General features: G+C 71.5%; 17 protein-coding genes. 9 read left to right on the plus strand and 8 right to left on the minus strand.

Going from position 1 to position 14,530, the window contains the following annotated elements; all coding sequences use genetic code 11:
* Nucleotides 1-69: 69 nt before the first annotated feature.
* Nucleotides 70-372, minus strand: coding sequence for a hypothetical protein (locus FHU35_RS25030; RefSeq protein ID WP_145744045.1), 303 nt, complete (start codon nucleotides 370-372; stop codon nucleotides 70-72).
* Nucleotides 369-1,730, minus strand: coding sequence for a glycohydrolase toxin TNT-related protein (locus tag FHU35_RS25035; protein WP_145744047.1), 1,362 nt, complete (start codon nucleotides 1,728-1,730; stop codon nucleotides 369-371). Before FHU35_RS25035 ends, FHU35_RS25030 begins: the two co-directional genes overlap by 4 nt.
* Nucleotides 1,731-2,093: 363 nt before the next feature.
* On the opposite strand from FHU35_RS25035, the gene FHU35_RS25040 reads away from it, so the two are divergent.
* Nucleotides 2,094-2,543: a MaoC family dehydratase gene (locus FHU35_RS25040; protein WP_145744049.1), complete on the plus strand. Its 450-nt coding sequence runs from the start codon at nucleotides 2,094-2,096 to the stop codon at nucleotides 2,541-2,543.
* A 5-nt stretch (nucleotides 2,544-2,548) separates the two neighbouring features.
* On the opposite strand, the gene FHU35_RS25045 is transcribed toward FHU35_RS25040, so the two are convergent.
* The 4 genes from FHU35_RS25045 to FHU35_RS25060 form a co-directional block, all read right to left on the minus strand.
* Nucleotides 2,549-3,190: an adenosylcobinamide amidohydrolase gene (locus FHU35_RS25045; RefSeq protein ID WP_145744051.1), complete on the minus strand. Its 642-nt coding sequence runs from the start codon at nucleotides 3,188-3,190 to the stop codon at nucleotides 2,549-2,551.
* On the minus strand, nucleotides 3,187-4,137 hold the full coding sequence (locus FHU35_RS25050; RefSeq protein ID WP_145744053.1) for a hydroxymethylglutaryl-CoA lyase: 951 nt from the start codon (nucleotides 4,135-4,137) through the stop codon (nucleotides 3,187-3,189). The genes FHU35_RS25045 and FHU35_RS25050 overlap by 4 nt, the downstream gene beginning before the upstream one ends.
* Nucleotides 4,137-4,640, minus strand: a complete 504-nt coding sequence (locus FHU35_RS25055) for a PH domain-containing protein (protein ID WP_145744055.1) — start codon at nucleotides 4,638-4,640, stop codon at nucleotides 4,137-4,139. Before FHU35_RS25055 ends, FHU35_RS25050 begins: the two co-directional genes overlap by 1 nt.
* 72 nt (nucleotides 4,641-4,712) lie before the next feature.
* Nucleotides 4,713-5,543, minus strand: a complete 831-nt coding sequence (locus FHU35_RS25060) for a biotin--[acetyl-CoA-carboxylase] ligase (protein WP_145744057.1) — start codon at nucleotides 5,541-5,543, stop codon at nucleotides 4,713-4,715.
* 104 nt (nucleotides 5,544-5,647) lie between these two features.
* On the opposite strand from FHU35_RS25060, the gene FHU35_RS25065 reads away from it, so the two are divergent.
* From FHU35_RS25065 to FHU35_RS25095, 8 genes are all read left to right on the plus strand, one after another.
* Nucleotides 5,648-6,280 (plus strand): Maf family protein, encoded by a 633-nt coding sequence (locus FHU35_RS25065; RefSeq protein WP_145744059.1) that lies wholly within the window; start codon nucleotides 5,648-5,650, stop codon nucleotides 6,278-6,280.
* A 205-nt stretch (nucleotides 6,281-6,485) separates the two neighbouring features.
* Complete coding sequence (locus tag FHU35_RS30475) at nucleotides 6,486-6,566, plus strand: putative leader peptide (protein ID WP_425474185.1); 81 nt, start codon at nucleotides 6,486-6,488, stop codon at nucleotides 6,564-6,566.
* A gap of 146 nt (nucleotides 6,567-6,712) precedes the next feature.
* Complete coding sequence (locus FHU35_RS25070; RefSeq protein WP_186459604.1) at nucleotides 6,713-8,044, plus strand: dicarboxylate/amino acid:cation symporter; 1,332 nt, start codon at nucleotides 6,713-6,715, stop codon at nucleotides 8,042-8,044.
* A gap of 103 nt (nucleotides 8,045-8,147) precedes the next feature.
* On the plus strand, nucleotides 8,148-8,519 hold the full coding sequence (locus tag FHU35_RS25075; RefSeq protein ID WP_145744061.1) for a DUF1707 SHOCT-like domain-containing protein: 372 nt from the start codon (nucleotides 8,148-8,150) through the stop codon (nucleotides 8,517-8,519).
* 44 nt (nucleotides 8,520-8,563) lie between these two features.
* Nucleotides 8,564-9,244 carry a DUF3558 domain-containing protein gene (locus tag FHU35_RS25080; protein ID WP_145744063.1) on the plus strand — a complete coding sequence of 227 codons (681 nt, stop codon included), beginning with the start codon at nucleotides 8,564-8,566 and terminating at the stop codon, nucleotides 9,242-9,244.
* Nucleotides 9,245-9,337: 93 nt separating this feature from the next.
* A complete protein-coding gene (locus FHU35_RS25085) occupies nucleotides 9,338-9,688 on the plus strand; it encodes a hypothetical protein (RefSeq protein WP_246110562.1) in 351 nt (116 codons plus the stop codon).
* Nucleotides 9,689-9,694: 6 nt separating this feature from the next.
* Complete coding sequence (locus FHU35_RS25090) at nucleotides 9,695-10,555, plus strand: PPE domain-containing protein (RefSeq protein ID WP_145744068.1); 861 nt, start codon at nucleotides 9,695-9,697, stop codon at nucleotides 10,553-10,555.
* Nucleotides 10,552-11,358, plus strand: coding sequence for an ESX secretion-associated protein EspG (locus tag FHU35_RS25095; RefSeq protein WP_145744070.1), 807 nt, complete (start codon nucleotides 10,552-10,554; stop codon nucleotides 11,356-11,358). The genes FHU35_RS25090 and FHU35_RS25095 overlap by 4 nt, the downstream gene beginning before the upstream one ends.
* Nucleotides 11,359-11,436: 78 nt before the next feature.
* On the opposite strand, the gene glpD is transcribed toward FHU35_RS25095, so the two are convergent.
* Both glpD and FHU35_RS25105 read right to left on the minus strand, forming a co-directional pair.
* The gene (gene glpD, locus FHU35_RS25100) at nucleotides 11,437-13,179 is read right to left on the minus strand and encodes a glycerol-3-phosphate dehydrogenase (protein WP_145744072.1); all 1,743 of its coding nucleotides are present in this window, start codon (nucleotides 13,177-13,179) and stop codon (nucleotides 11,437-11,439) included.
* 262 nt (nucleotides 13,180-13,441) lie between these two features.
* Nucleotides 13,442-14,269: a DeoR/GlpR family DNA-binding transcription regulator gene (locus tag FHU35_RS25105; protein ID WP_145744074.1), complete on the minus strand. Its 828-nt coding sequence runs from the start codon at nucleotides 14,267-14,269 to the stop codon at nucleotides 13,442-13,444.
* Between the last annotated feature and the right edge of the window lie 261 nt (nucleotides 14,270-14,530).

The following is a 14,530-nucleotide window of genomic DNA, read 5'->3' on the forward strand; positions in this document are numbered from 1 at the left end:
CCGACATGATCCAGGCGCCTCCTGGATCGGACATCAGTAGCACTACTCAGATGCCGCCGGAACAGGGGTCTAGCGGGGTGTTGGGGTTCCTCGGGGTGGTGTGCTGGTCGCGTCGACCGGGCCCACGACGCCGCGCAGGGCTTGCGTCCAGGTGAGCCGCCCGAAGAGGTAGAAGCACGCGACCTGCTCGTCGCTGAAGCCCGCCCAGTCGTAGCGGTTGCCCTGCTCGCGCCAGAAGACCTCCCAGGCGGGCCCGCTCTCGGTCTCGGTGCGCAGCAGGCACCAGGCATCGTCGGCTTCGGCACCGATGGAGATCAGCCCCTCCGGCACCCCCATCGCGATCAACCAGCCGAGTACCGATTCGCCGTTCACCGCGTGCTCTCCTGTTGCCGATCGTGCTCGTCCGGTTCGGGGGGTTGTTCGCCGTCGGTGGTCCCGCTGAGCACCAGGCGCAGCGTGGAGGCCTCCGACAGCTCTCTCGCCTTGGTCAGCTCCACCAGGTAGCCGAGTCCGACGAGGTCGTGGGCGGGGTGGGTGGTGCGGTAGCGAACACCGCCGCCGGGCTGCTCGAACCACGGCGCGGCCACGGACCGCCACACCGGCAGCGGGCGCAGCAGCCGGTAGCGCCGGTGCTCCCGCGCGGCGTGCGCGGGCGGGAGCGATCGGTGCGCGAAAGGTGTTGCGTCGGCCCAGAAGAGCCTTCCCGCACCGGAGCCGAGGAGGTCGATCACCGTGTCCGGTTCCAGCACCGCCGACTCACCCGGTTCCGGCGGCGGCCAGCGGTGCGCGAGCCGATCGGCTTCGCCGATCTCGTAGCGCCGTTCCCAGTCGATTTCGCCGAGCTCGCCGAGCGGGTCGTGCCCGTCGAGCAGTTCTTCCGGGAGGCGGCCGGGCTCGGCGCGTTCGGCGCGGTTGCGCCGAGCGTCCTCGTACACCGCGGTGGACTGGGCGCGCCGCACCGCATCGGTGTCGGCGATCAGACCCGCGTCCGGGTGCTCCTGCGGTGGGAGGTTCACGCCGTTGTCGGGCGTCTCGTGCGGGGAGAGCTGCCGGCTCGCCTGATCCGCGGCGACCGGCATGTAGCCGATGGGGAACTGGTGCAGCACGAACGCCACCACGTCGGCGTTGCGCGGACCGTGGCGCAGCGGCCGTTGCTGCGGTTCCGGGGCGACGGGCCCGGGGTGACCGGACGAGGACTGCGCCAGCGGGCGGAGCGCTCCGCGCGGCACCGGTTGGTTCGGCGGCGGGTTCGCACCGCGTTGCCCCCGGTTGACCGGCGGCACCTGACCGAACCCGGCCGGACCCCGGCCCGGTCCTGGCGGTGTCGCGGTGTAGCCGCCCGGTTGCCCGGCGTGCGCGTGGAAACCCGCTGCTGGAGCCGGTGGTCGTTGCGGGCCCCGCGGCGCCGACAACGCGGCGTGCGGAGCGGTGCTGGGTGCCTCGCCCGGCGGCCGACCGGAGCCGGTCACCGGGATCGGCCCGGTCCCGGCATCGGCGAGCCCCGGCTGCCATCCCGGACCGCGCGGATCGGCGGGAGCGCCGAAACCGCCTTCCGGAACCGCGGCGCGGACGGTGTCCTGCGCTCCCCCGACTGCTTCCCCCACACCACATTCCACATCGTCGATCCCAGCACCGGCTTCGGCCTTCAGCGCATGAGCTGAGGCGCTACCGGTGTCGTGCAGAGCTTCCTCGGCGTCCCGCACCGGCGGCTCGGCGTCGCTACCGCTCATCACCGCACCCGCCCCTGCTGCGACCGGCCGGCATCGGAGCGCGCTCTCCACCGCGAAGCGTTGTGCGGCACCGGTTCCGGACCTGCGGCCGCGAGCGGCGCGGCGCGGTGCCCCTCCCGGTTCCGCCGGTGAGCCGCCACGAGGTCGTCCACCCGGGTTCGGTGGTCGGTTGGCATTGCCCTCGCCTCCCCTTCCGCCGGTGGACGGTGCCCTCGTGGTGCGCACCGATGGTTCGATGGTTCCACGCGGGCCCGCAGTTTTCACCAACCCGACGACCAAATTCGCCGAAATCCCGGAGCGGCGCAGCCTCCTGTGAGGACCCTCTCAACGCCGTCCGAACCTGGGAGCTGCGAAGATGGCGTCATGGCCACCATCGCGTACGAGGACCTCACGCCGGGGCGGACGTTCGATCTGGGCAAGACCGAGATCGACCGCGAGGAGATGCTGGCGTTCAACGCCCGCTTCGACCCGCAGCCGTTCCACCTCGACGAGGAGGCCGGGCGCAACTCGGTGCTGGGCGGGCTGTGCGCGTCCGGGTGGTTCACCGCGTCGCTGTGGATGCGCGCCTACGTCGATCACGTGCTGGCCGACTCGACGTCGCAGGGCTCGCCCGGCGGCAACGAGCTGACCTGGATGGCCCCGGTCTTCCCCGGCGACGTGCTGCGGTTCGGCGTGGAGATCACGAGCCAGCGCCGTTCCCGCAGCAAGCCGAACCTCGGTCTAGTGGAGATCACCGGCACCGCCGACCGAGGTGACGAGCGCGTCCTGCGGTTCAGCTTCGTCGGCCTGTTCGGAACCCGCGAGCAGGACTGACCGGCTCACATCGGATCGTGGCGCGCGGTCTCGACGCGCAACCCCGCGGTGACCGCCGCGTGGACGGCGCGCGCCAGCGACGCCCCGACGCGCGATCGGGGCCCGCCGTAGAGCTCTTCGTCCCCGTCGACGGGGCAGAGGATCGCGGTGGCGTCGGTGACCGTTCCGGTGCCCGCGACGCCGGATTCCAGCAGGGCTTGGGCTTTCGCCTCGGCGACCGTCGCGACCGCGTTCACCAGCGCCGCTTCGCTGAGCCGCACCGGTGACCAGCAGACCGCGTTGATCGTGCCCGGAGCCCACGCCCGCTCCCCGGCGGGCGCGGCGGCCCAGACGGGCGCGTTGGCTCCGGTGGTCACGCTCGCCCGGACGCCCCCGTCGGTGGCGGTGACCTCGTGGCGCACGTCCACGGCGGTGAGCAGGCCGACCCCCGCACCGGACAACCCGAGCCCCGCGGCCATCTCACCGGCGTGCGCCGTCGGATCGGGGTGGTCGTAGTCGGTCATCACGGTCGCGTTGAACACCCAGTTCCGCGGGCCGATGCCGCCGCCGCGGGGCGCGGAGGAGATCGCCAGCCAGGGTCGCGCGCACCGCCAGACCAGCACCGGCCGGTCCTGCGCGCTGCGCAGGACCGGGTCGGGTGCGGTCATGAACCCAGCGCCTTGACCACGCGCGAAGGGCTCGGGCGGCCGAGCTGCTCGGCCATCCAGACGCTGGTCTCGACGAGCTTGCCGAGGTCGACCCCGTGCTGGATGCCGAGGCCTTCGAGCATCCAGATCAGGTCCTCGGTGGCGAGGTTGCCGGTCGCCGACTTGGCGTACGGGCAACCGCCCAGACCGCCCGCCGACGAATCCACTGTGGACACCCCGTGGCGGAGCGCGGTCAGGGTGTTGGACAGCGCCTGGCCGTAGGTGTCGTGGAAGTGCACCGCCAGCCGGTCCACGCCGACCCCGGCGGCGACGAACGCGCGCAGCAGGGACTCCACGTGCCCCGGGGTGGCCACCCCGATGGTGTCGCCGAGCGAGAGCTGGTGGCAGCCCATGTCCAGCAGGCGCTTCCCGGCTGCCACGACCTGCTCGATCGCGACGGGACCTTCCCACGGGTCGCCGAAGCACATCGACAGGTATCCGCGCACGGCGATCCCCTCGCTCACGGCGCGCGTCACCACCGGCTCGAACATGCCGAACTGCTCGTCGAGACCGCTGTTGAGGTTGCGCTGCGCGAACGTCTCCGAAGCCGCGGCGAAGATCGCGATGTCGCGGACCTTCGCCTCCAGCGCCCGGTCCAGGCCGCGCGCGTTGGGCACCAGCACCGGGTACCGCGCGCCCGGCGCCTGGTCGAGACCGTCGAGGAGCTCGGCGGCGTCGGCCAGCTGCGGGACCCACTTGGGGTGCACGAAGCTGGTCGCCTCCAGCACGACCAGGCCCGCGTCGGCCAGCCGCCGCAGGAACTCCAGCTTGACCTCGAGCGGAACGATCTCCTTCTCGTTCTGCAGGCCGTCCCGCGCGCCGACCTCCCAGATCGTCACCTCTCCGGGCAGCTGCCCCGGTTCCGGCGAGGCGACCGGCATCGGCAAGCCCAGTTCACGTGGTCCCATCAGCTCTCCTGCGTCCGTTCGGCGTTGTCGTCCACCCCTCGGTAGAGCAGCGAGTGCACCTGCTCCACCTGCGGGATGTCGTCGAATTCCAGAGGCTCGTCGGAAGCGGACTCGATCACCAGCGTGCCGCACCCGAAGACGCGGTCCACCACTCCGCGCCGGAAGCGCACCGAGTTGATCCGCCACATCGGGATGTCGATCCCGGACCTGGTGAAGACGCCCTCCCGGACCATCAACCGGTGCGTGGTGATCACGAAGTGGGTGGTACGCCAGCGGGACACCGGAGCGAGGGTGAACCAGAAGATCACCAGCAGACCGACGACGCCCAGCGCGATCCACACCGGCAGCCGCCACGGCGTGGTCGCCACCAGGGCAGCCAGGTAGGAAGCGCCTCCGACCACGACGAACAGCACGAGAACCGGGCCGAGCAGCATCTTCCAGTGCGGGTGCTTGTGCACGACGACGCTCTCGTCCTCGCTGAGCAGGCCGTCTGGGTAGGCCACGGTTCCCCTTCCTCAGACTCGAAACCGGTCCGCGAACCCACGTTACCGGCCGCACCCGGGCGTGAAGGACCCTCAGCTCCTGCGGACGTGCACCACGTCGCCCGCCGACACCGCCGTGGGTTCGCCGTCATCGGCGGCGACCACGAGCCTGCCGGAGGAATCGATGTCGGTGGCCACCCCGTGCAGGTCGGCATCACCGCCGAGCTCGACGCGAACCCGCTGGCCCAGCGTCCGGCATCGCTCGCGGTAGCGGTCGAGCAGCCCGGTGGACACCACGTCACCTCCCGCGTCGCGCCACCGCCCCTCGGCCTCGGCGAGGGCGGCGAGCAGGTCCGCCGCGAACTCCTCGCGGTCCACGGTCGCGCCTTCGGCGGCCAGCGAGGTCGCGGGCAGTCCGCCCGCCCCGGTGGGGAGTTCCTCGCGCTGCTGCCCGATGTTGACGCCCATGCCCAGGACCAGCGCCATCCCGTCCGGCCCGGCCAGCGCCTCGGAGAGGATTCCGGCGCCCTTGCTCCAGTCGTCACCAGCGCCGAGCAGCAGATCGTTGGGCCACTTCAGGCCCGCGGGCACGCCGGTGGTCCGCTCGACGGTCTCGGCGAGGGCGATCCCGGCGATCAGCGGCATCCAGGCCACCGCCGACGGCGGCACCCCGGGACGCAGCAGCACGCTCACGAACAGCCCCGAACCGCGCGGGGAGATCCACTCCCGCTGCATCCTCCCCCGGCCGGCGCTCTGCTCCTCGGCGATCAGCACCGTGCGGTCAGCGGCGCCCCGACCGGCCTCGGCGACCAGGTCGGAGTTGGTGGAGCCGGTCACGGCGACCACGTCCAGCGCGGTGTACGGACCCTCATCGACCAGCCGCCGCCGCAGCCGGTCCCCGTCCAGCAGAACCTCGGTGCTCACCCGCTCAGCCTAAGGGGCCGCTCCGGGTCGCGGCGGCACCGCTGCTGAGAGGTGGCGGTGCGGTCGCGCGTGGGGCGACGCGGCCAGGACATACGATCTGGCGCGTGCGCTTCGTGCTTGCTTCCGCCTCGCCCGCCCGGCTGTCCGTGCTCCGCTCGGCCGGGATCGACCCGCTGGTGAAGGTCTCGGGCGTGGACGAGGACGCGGTGACCGCGTCGCTGACCGACCCCGCGCCCGCTGAGCTGGTCACCGCGCTGGCGCAGGCCAAGGCCGAGGCGGTCGCGGCCGAGCTCACCGGCTCCGAGCCCGATGCGGTGATCGTCGGGTGCGACTCGATGCTGCTGATGGCGGGCGGGGAGATCGTCGGCAAGCCCGGGACGCCGGAGGTCGCGGCCCAGCGGTGGGCGCAGAACTCGGGCACCAGCGGTGAGCTGCTCACCGGGCACGCGGTCCTGCGGCTGCGCGACGGCGCCGTCACCGACCGGACCGCAGGTCATCTGAGCACGACGGTCCGCTTCGGCGCTCCGACCGAGGCCGAGATCGACGCGTACGTCGCCACCGGCGAGCCGCTGCACGTGGCGGGCGGTTTCACGCTGGAGGGCTTCGGCGGGTGGTTCATCGAGGGCGTCGACGGCGACCCGTCGAGCGTCCTCGGCATCAGCCTCCCCCTCACCCGGAGGCTCCTCTCCGACCTCGGCCTCACCATCACCCACCTCTGGAACCACCCCACCCGGTAGCCCGCACCACGTAGCCCCCACCACGTCCGGCTGAAATCCCAGTTTTAGTCATAACTGAGCCGACATTTCGGACATGATCATGGCTCGGTTTGGACTAAAACTGGGACTTGCCGCGCAGTGCGATGCCGACATCGGGGTGAAGCGCGGCACAGAACGGGCACCTTCGGGACTTTTTCCCTCGTTCGAGTGGTTATTTTGAGTCGCTATGCCAGTTCCGCGACGGTGGTTCCTGACCTCTCGCCTGCACGTCGACCTTCGACGGCAGGCCAGCTGCGTCTGTCGCTGATCTCCTCCGGCACGAGCTGAAGCCCTCGCTCGGCCGCTCGTCCCCCGGCGCACCCGCCGCCCCGGCGCTCACCCGCGGCGCTCGTGCCGCCCAGCGCTCATCACGCCCATCGGGGCACCCATCCTTCACGTCTCCAGGAGATCCCTGTGTCCGACAACGCCGGGCGGTTACGCCTGCGCTTCAACCCGAAGCTGTTCGCCGTCGCCGTGCTCGCCTCGCTCGTGCTCGGCGCGCTGCTCGGCTGGGTCGCCAAGCAGACCGGAGCCGACTGGCTGATCACGACCCTGGACACCATCGGCTCCACGTTCACCAAGCTGCTGAGCTTCACCGTGCTGCCGCTGATCTTCACCGCGATCGTGGTGGGCATCAACAGCCTGCGCGGGCTCGGAGGCGGCCGAACCGCCGCCCGGCTCGGCGGGAAGACCGCGCTGTGGTTCGCGATCACCTCGCTGATCGCGGTGCTGATCGGCCTCGCGGTCGGCGGGCTGTTCCAGCCCGGTCGCGGGCTGCTCATCGAGCCCGATCCCGAGAAGCTGCAGGCGATCGGCCAGAAGACCCAGGGCTCCTGGCTGGACCTGCTCAACGGCCTGGTCCCGGACAACCTGATCAGCGCCTTCGCCGAGGGCGAGACACTGCAGGTGGTGTTCGTGTCGCTGATCATCGGCGCCGCCACCTACAGCCTCGGCGACAAGGCCGCGCCGTTCGTGGCGTTCAACAAGGCCGCCTTCGAGGTGATCCAGCGCGTGCTGGGCTGGATCATCCGGCTGGCCCCGCTGGGCACCCTGGGCCTGATCGGCAACGCCGTGGCGACCTACGGCAACGAGTTCTTCCTGCCGCTGGTCAAGCTGATCGGCTCCACCTACGTCGCCTGCCTGCTGGTGCTGTTCGCGGTCTACCCGCTGCTGCTGGCGCTGGTCGCCAAGGTCAGCCCCGCCCGGTTCTTCGCCAAGTCGTGGACGGTGCTGCAGTTCGCGTTCGCCTCCCGCTCCTCCGGCGCGAGCCTGCCGATGACCCGCCAGGCGGCGGAGAACCTCGGCGTTCCGCCGTCCTACGCGAGCTTCGCGGTCCCGCTGGCCAGCACCACCAAGATGGACGGCTGCGCGGCGGTCTACCCGGCCATCGGATCGCTGTTCATCGCGAACCTCTTCGGCATCCACCTCGGACCGCTGCAGTACCTGACGATCATCGCCGTGGCGGTGTTCGGCTCGATCGCCACCGCCGGCGTGACCGGCTGGTTCACCATGCTGACGCTGACCGTCGGCGCCCTGGGCTTCCCGCCCGAGGTGGTGGCGACCGGCATCGCCATCGCCTACGCGGTCGACCCGATCATGGACATGATGCGCACCGCCACCAACGTCGCCGGCCAGATCGCCGTTCCGGTGATCGTGGCCCGCAGCGAGAACGTCCTCGACGACGAGGTGCTGACCGCGCCCAGCGCACCGCCGTTGCTGGGCGAGCGCGAACCCGCGACGGCCTGATGCCCGCTGCGCGCGGCGGCACGAGAACCTCCGCCGCGCGCAGCTCCGCGGGAAACTCGCCTGGCCACTCGGCCGGGTGATTGTTCGGCCGTAGGATGGGCGTGTGGACAGCGGTCGGCGGGGAAAAGACCTGCGCATCGGTGACCCCGAGCGGGAGCGGGCCATTCAGCAGCTCGGCGAGCACTTCTCGGCCGGGCGCCTGGAGCTCGCCGAGTACGACGAGCGGAGCAGGCACGCCGCGGCCGCGCGCTTCGGATCCGAGCTCGACGCGCTCTTCGAGGACCTGCCCGGACCGCGCCCGTCCAGCGCGCTGGCCCCCGCCGCGACACGCCCAGCGCCGTCGCCGGGACACATCGCGCTGGCCGTCGGCGCGGTGGCGCTGCTGATGGTTCTCGTGGTGTTCGCGCGGCCCATCGGGCTGATCTTGTTGCTCCCGACGCTGGCGGTCGTCTGGTTGACCTGGCGACGCAGGTGAGGACCTACCGTCACCGACGACCACGTTTCGTTACGGTGATGTCCATGCACAGCTCGCGGCCCACCGGGGTCCGACGTCTCAGCGCGTTGCTCGGCCTCGGCGCTCTCACCCTCACCGGGTGCGGAATGTGGCAATCGGCCCCGACGGCGGGTACCGCGCCGCCACCGCCACCGCCACCCGCGCCGGTCACCAGCGCGCCGCCCTCGCTGCCGCCGCGGCCCTTCGACCTCGGCCTGGACGGCGTCGACCCGTGCGAGCTGCTCACCACCGACCAGCGCAGCCAGCTGGGCTTCGACCGCGAGCCGCTGCCGGACTCGGACGCGGGCTTCGGCAACGCCGCCACCTGCAGCTACCGCAACACCACCGCCAAGGTCGGTGCCAGGCTCGCGCTGATCACCACCGAGAGCATGCGGGTGTGGACCGACGACACCGCGCAGGTCGAGGCCTCCCCGGTCCTGGTGGAGGGCTTCCCCGCGCTGGTGATCAAGACCCCGGGCCTGGACCTGTCCTGCAACGTCGCGGTCGACGTGGCCGAGGGGCAGCACCTGGACGTGCTCTACCGCGACGACGGCGGGCAGCCGCCACCGCCGGTGGACCAGCTGTGCTCGGGCGCACAGCGGGTCGCCGAGGAAGCGGTGCGGACCTTGGCCCACCCGCCGCCGACCAGCTCGGAGACCTCCGCTCCCGGTGGCTCCACGCAGCGCTCGTCGGAGTCGACCCCCTGATCCGGCAGCACTCCCCGCGTATGGCGGACTCCACAGCGTGACAGATCGCGGATACAGTGTCCGGCGGACGTTTCACCTGTGGGAGGGGGCAACGTGCCTTTGACGGACCCGTACGGCGCGGAGTCCGGGGGCTCGATGCAGGTCGAGCCCACCGCGATTCCGCGTCTGGTCAACTCGCTGCAGGAATCGCTGGACGCGGTCGGGCTGCAGATCGAGCACGCCATCACCGAGCTCCGCATCCGCCCGTGGGCCGGCGACCCGGTCAGCACGGACGCGGCCGAGCAGTTCAACGAGCGATCGGTCGGCGGCGGCGAGGACGCGTTGACCGCGTTGTGCGGTTACCGCGACCAGCTGCAGGCGGCCGCCGAGTCGCTGCAGGCGGCAGGCCGCCAGTACGAGCTGATCGACCACGAGAGCGCGGCCGGTCTGGGCGGGGGTTGCTGATCCGCGATGGGTGACCACCGATGGCAGGGCTACCGGCACGCCGAGCTGTACGCGCAGATCAACGAGGGCCCGGGGGCGCACGGCTCGACCGACAGCGTCCGCCGCTGGAGCGAGCTGACCCGCGCTCTCGGCGAGATCGACGGCGGTCTGGCCGCCGCGACCTCCGCCGCGCGGAGCGGGTGGCAGGGCGCCGCGGCCGACAGCGCGAACGCCGGACTCCGCCCGCTGGGTGAGTGGGCGGTGCTGGCGCAGCAGGCGACCACCGTGATGCGCGAGCGCGCCGAGCAGCAGGCGGAGTTCATCAGCAAGGCCCGCAGCGAGATGCCGCCCCCGGTGGCGGTGACCAGCGAGGAACCCGGGACCGCGGCGACCGCGCTGACGCACCTGTTCGGCGGGCAGACCGACTACGAGGTCGAGGAAGCCCGGCAGCACGCCGCGGAGCAGCGCGCTTTCGACGTGATGCGCACCTACGAGGCCTCCACGCAGGCCAACACCACGTCGCTGGCCTCGTTCGCGGCACCGCCGCAGGTCGTGGTGGACGCCCCGGCCTCGGGTGGGTCGAGGTCCCCGGTCGGCGCACCGCAGGTGACGATCAGCTGGGGTCCCACCGCCGTCCCGCGTTCCGGCTCACCGGCCGGTGGGACCGGCAACGGCACCGCCGCTCCCGGCACCAGGCAGGAAGGCCGGCGCACGACCCGCCCCACCGGTGCCGGCGCCGGGTCCGGGCGGTCGTCCGGCAAGCGCGCCAAGGGCGGCCGGGACGACGCTGTCGAGCACGAGGTCACCGAGAAGCTGGGCGACGGCGGCTTCTTCGGCGAGCAGCAGACCAGTTCGCGTCCGGTGATCGGCGGCGAGCCGGGTCGATGAACACCGCTCACCGGGCCGAGAGGTTGATCAACCTCTCGGCGCTGGAATTCGACGTGCTCACCGAACACCTGGAGATCGACAGCGTTCCGCTGGTGCTCAAGGTCCCGTCACCGGGGCGCACCCACGCGGAGCGGGCGAAGCTGGTCGCCTCCGCGTGGCGCGCGCTCTCGAAGCGCGGCCTGATCAGCGGCGGCGCGCTCGACGCGGAGCTGGAACGGATGCTGCGGCTCGTCGCCGAGCCCGGCCGCGAGGTCGACGGGCGGAGCTGGTTGCACCGCAGCGTTCGAGTGCTGGCGGCGGCCGAGAGCGACGGCGAGCGCGCCGTGCTCGCGGTCAAGGACGGCGAGCACCTGAGCTTCTCCGCGACTTCGGCGTCGGGACTCCCGCGCGCCGCGGTCTCGCGGCTGCCGGAACTGGCTCCCGGGCCGGGCCGGTCGGTGTCGGTGCCCAGCGCCGCGCTCGACGAGGCCGCGGCGGAGGTCGGCGACAAGATCGAGCAACTCCTCTCGGCGCTGCAACGCCGAGGGGTCCGTCCCGATGACGCCGAAGCGCTGGCCGGGATGGTCGCGGGAGTCGTGGCGCAGGGGCAGTTCGGTGCGGCCGCGCGACTCCGGCACGGCCGGCGCGAGCGGGCCGAGCGCGTCGTCGGGTTCTTCGACACCGCGCTCGGCCGCTACGCGCAGCTGCGCACCACCTCCCCGTCCGGGGAGGCGTGGAGCACGATCGCTCCGGCGGACAACCGCCGCCTGGTCGGGCTCGTCGAAGAACTCCTCGACGAGGTCACCGGCTCGGCGGTCCGGTAGCCGAGTTCGCGCGAAGTTCGAGCCCCGGCTTCGGGAGTCGAACTTCGCGCGAAATTCGCCTGCTGCGCGCGTGCCCCGTCAGACCACGGGTTCCACGAGGCTGCTGCGGGCTTCCGGGGCCGCCGAGCGCTTGGCGTCGGCCGCCTGGTCGCTCGGTTCGGTCTGCGAGTCCCGTTCGGCCTGGACCCGCTCGGTGTAGACCGCGATCTCGCGGGCGATGGTCTTCTCGTCCCAGCCGAGCACCTCGGCCATCAGCCGCGCCACGGCGTCAGCGCAGTCGACACCTCGGTGCGGGTACTCGATGGAGATCCGGGTGCGCCGGGTGAGCACGTCCTCCAGGTGCATCGCGCCTTCGTGGCTGCACGCGTAGACGATCTCGGCCTGCAGGTAGTTCGGCGCGGCGGGAACCGGCTTGAGCAGCTCGGGGCGCTTCTCGGCGGCTCCGAGCACGTCGTGGATCTCCGAGCCGTAGCGGTCCAGCAGGTGCCGGATCCGGTACGGGTGCACGCCGTGCGCCGCCGCCAGCTGGTCGGCCTGGTTGACCAGCGCGTGGTAACCGTCGGCCCCGATCAGCGGGACCTGGTCGGTGATCGACGAGGCCATCCGGCCGGGGATGTCCGGCGAGACGGTGTCGACCGCGTCGGCGGCCATGACCCGGTAGGTCGTGTACTTGCCCCCCGCGATGGCCACCAGACCCGGAGCCACCCGCGCGACCGCGTGCTCGCGGGAGAGCTTGGAGCTCTCCTCGCTCTCGCCCGCCAGCAGCGGCCGGAGCCCGGCGTAGACGCCCTCGATGTCGTCGTGCGTCAACGGGGTGGCCAGCACCGAGTTGACGTGTTCGAGCAGGTAGTCGATGTCGGCCTTGGTCGCCGACGGGTGCGCCAGGTCGAGGTGCCAGTCGGTGTCGGTGGTGCCGATGATCCAGTGGTTGCCCCACGGGATCACGAACAGCACGGACTTCTCGGTGCGCAGGATCATTCCGCTCTCGGCGACGATCCGGTCGCGCGGGACGACGATGTGCACGCCCTTGCTGGAGCGGACGCGGAACCGCCCGCGACCTCCGGACAGCTTCTGCAGCTCGTCGGTCCACACACCGGTCGCGTTGATCACGGCGTGAGCGCGGACCTCGACCTCCTCAGCGGTCTCCACGTCGCGCACCCGGAGTCCGGCGACGCGGTCGGCTTCCCGCAGGAACCCGGTGACCTGCATGGAGGTCGTGACCACCGCGCCGTAGCGCGCTGCGGTGCGGGCGACGGTCATGGTGTGCCGGGCGTCGTCGGCCTGCGCGTCGTAGTAGCGGATGCCGCCGATCAGAGCGCTGCTCTTGAGCGCGGGAACCATGCGCAGCGCGCCCGCGCGGCTGAGGTGCTTCTGCCCCGGCACCGACCGGGCGCCGCCCATCGTGTCGTACATGAGCAGGCCGGCCGCGGTGTACGGGCGCTCCCAGAACCGGCGGGTCAGCGGGTAGAGGAACGGAACCGGCTTGACCAGGTGCGGAGCGATCCGCGTCAGCATCAGCTCGCGTTCCCGCAGCGCCTCGCGCACCAGCGAGAACTCCAGCTGCTCCAGGTAGCGCAGCCCGCCGTGGAACAACTTGCTGGAACGGCTCGACGTCCCGGCCGCCAGGTCGCGGGCCTCGACCAGCGCGACCCGGAGCCCTCGGGTGGCCGCGTCCAGCGCCGCACCGGCGCCGGTCACGCCACCGCCGATCACCACGACGTCGAATTCCTCGGTTCCGAGCCGCTTCCAGTTCTCGGCCCGCTCGGTGGGTCCCAGCGTGCCCTTCAGCCGGTTTCCGGTCTCGGTCTTGTCTTTGGACACCGCGTCCTCCTCGCTTCGGTCGCGTCCCACCGTTGATGGCTGTCTGTGGACTCGTTCTGGTTGGCGGTGCACGTGGCGGATCCTCAAGGGCCCGCTGGCTTCGTGCGCCGCTCGACGAGCACGTGCACTGCGCGGCGCTTCGGAGCTCTCGCCGGAGAACCGCCTCGTGCGAACGGCTTTCCGGTTCGCGGCTGCGCCGCTCGCCCGCGGCTCCCGGCCCGCGAAACCGATCCTGCGCGCGGGCGGCGCACCTCGTTGGTCATCATGCCCGACCGGCCCCCTGCGTGCCTGCCGCAGCGCGTCCCGGTGCGGCCGCTTGTTCGACGAGCGCACCCCTCTCGCGCAGGACCTCGATCTGGTTGCCCGGGGTCTTCGAGTCGACGATGACGATGTCGAAGTCCTCGACGGGTGCGACCGCGTGCAGCGCGCGCCTGCGGAACTTCGTGTGGTCGACGTAGAGCACCGTGCGCTGCGCTGCGGCGAGCATCGCCTTCTTGATCTGCACCATCTCCTGCTGCGGGTAGCAGCAGATGCCGTCGGTCACCGCGGACACCGACATGATCGACAGGTCCACCCGCAGGTTGCGCAGCGAATCCAGCGCCATGCCACCGACGAACGCGTCGGCCCACGGCAGGTAGTCGCCGCCGATGCAGATCAGGCTGATCCCGGGCGCCGCGGACAGCTCGTCGAAAACGCCCCTGTGGTTGGTGACGACGGTCAGCGGCGCGCGCTCGGGCAGCAGCCGGGCCAGGTGCACACCGGTGGTGGAGTCGTCGAGCACCAGCGCCTGGCCGGGCTCGATGAGCTCGGCGGCGGCGTGGGCCAACTCCTCCTTCTCCGCCTGGTTCTGCTGCAACCGGTATTCCGAGGCCGCTTCGTAGAGCAGCGACGACGCGGCCGAGACGTTCCCCCGGTTGCGGTGGACCAGGCCCTGCGATTCGAGGTCGGCGAGGTCCCGGTACACGGTCATGGCGCTGGCGCCGATGGTCGCGACCAGATCGTCGATGCGCAGCGTTCCCTCCGCCATCACCAGCTCGGTGATCTTGCGGCGCCGGTCCTGCTGCTTGCCGGACGGTCGTCGGCCGGACATGGGGGCTCCTCGTTCCGGATGGCCTGCGAGCGGTGGGATCACGTCCTCCACCGCACACTCACCGTACAACTCGATAAAAACACCATCTCGACCGACCCGCAACGCTTCTTTTCACACAGTTGTTGTGATTAAGGTGTCGTTCGGTAGCCGGGATCGATCAGTCGATCCGGGCGTGCCGGACGACGGTGTCACCTGCGCCGAAGATCCGGTACCGGCGATCTTCGGCATTCCGCGCTACCACCGGGCGAGCTGCGGATTAGG

Origin of the sequence: Saccharopolyspora dendranthemae (genome assembly GCF_007829955.1) — a bacterium.
In the GTDB taxonomy this organism is placed as follows: Bacteria; Actinomycetota; Actinomycetes; order Mycobacteriales; family Pseudonocardiaceae; genus Saccharopolyspora; species Saccharopolyspora dendranthemae.

Bases quoted from the DNA above. Each gene is read 5' to 3' on its own strand.
- FHU35_RS25080 (WP_145744063.1), top strand. From the start codon at position 8,564: ATGCACAGCTCGCGGCCCACCGGGGTCCGACGTCTCAGCGCGTTGCTC.
- FHU35_RS30475 (WP_425474185.1), top strand. From the start codon at position 6,486: ATGCCAGTTCCGCGACGGTGGTTCCTGACCTCTCGCCTGCACGTCGAC.
- FHU35_RS25095 (WP_145744070.1), top strand. From the start codon at position 10,552: ATGAACACCGCTCACCGGGCCGAGAGGTTGATCAACCTCTCGGCGCTG.
- FHU35_RS25035 (WP_145744047.1), bottom strand. From the start codon at position 1,730: ATGAGCGGTAGCGACGCCGAGCCGCCGGTGCGGGACGCCGAGGAAGCT.
- FHU35_RS25040 (WP_145744049.1), top strand. From the start codon at position 2,094: ATGGCCACCATCGCGTACGAGGACCTCACGCCGGGGCGGACGTTCGAT.
- FHU35_RS25050 (WP_145744053.1), bottom strand. From the start codon at position 4,137: ATGGGACCACGTGAACTGGGCTTGCCGATGCCGGTCGCCTCGCCGGAA.
- FHU35_RS25090 (WP_145744068.1), top strand. From the start codon at position 9,695: ATGGGTGACCACCGATGGCAGGGCTACCGGCACGCCGAGCTGTACGCG.
- FHU35_RS25105 (WP_145744074.1), bottom strand. From the start codon at position 14,269: ATGTCCGGCCGACGACCGTCCGGCAAGCAGCAGGACCGGCGCCGCAAG.
- FHU35_RS25045 (WP_145744051.1), bottom strand. From the start codon at position 3,190: ATGACCGCACCCGACCCGGTCCTGCGCAGCGCGCAGGACCGGCCGGTG.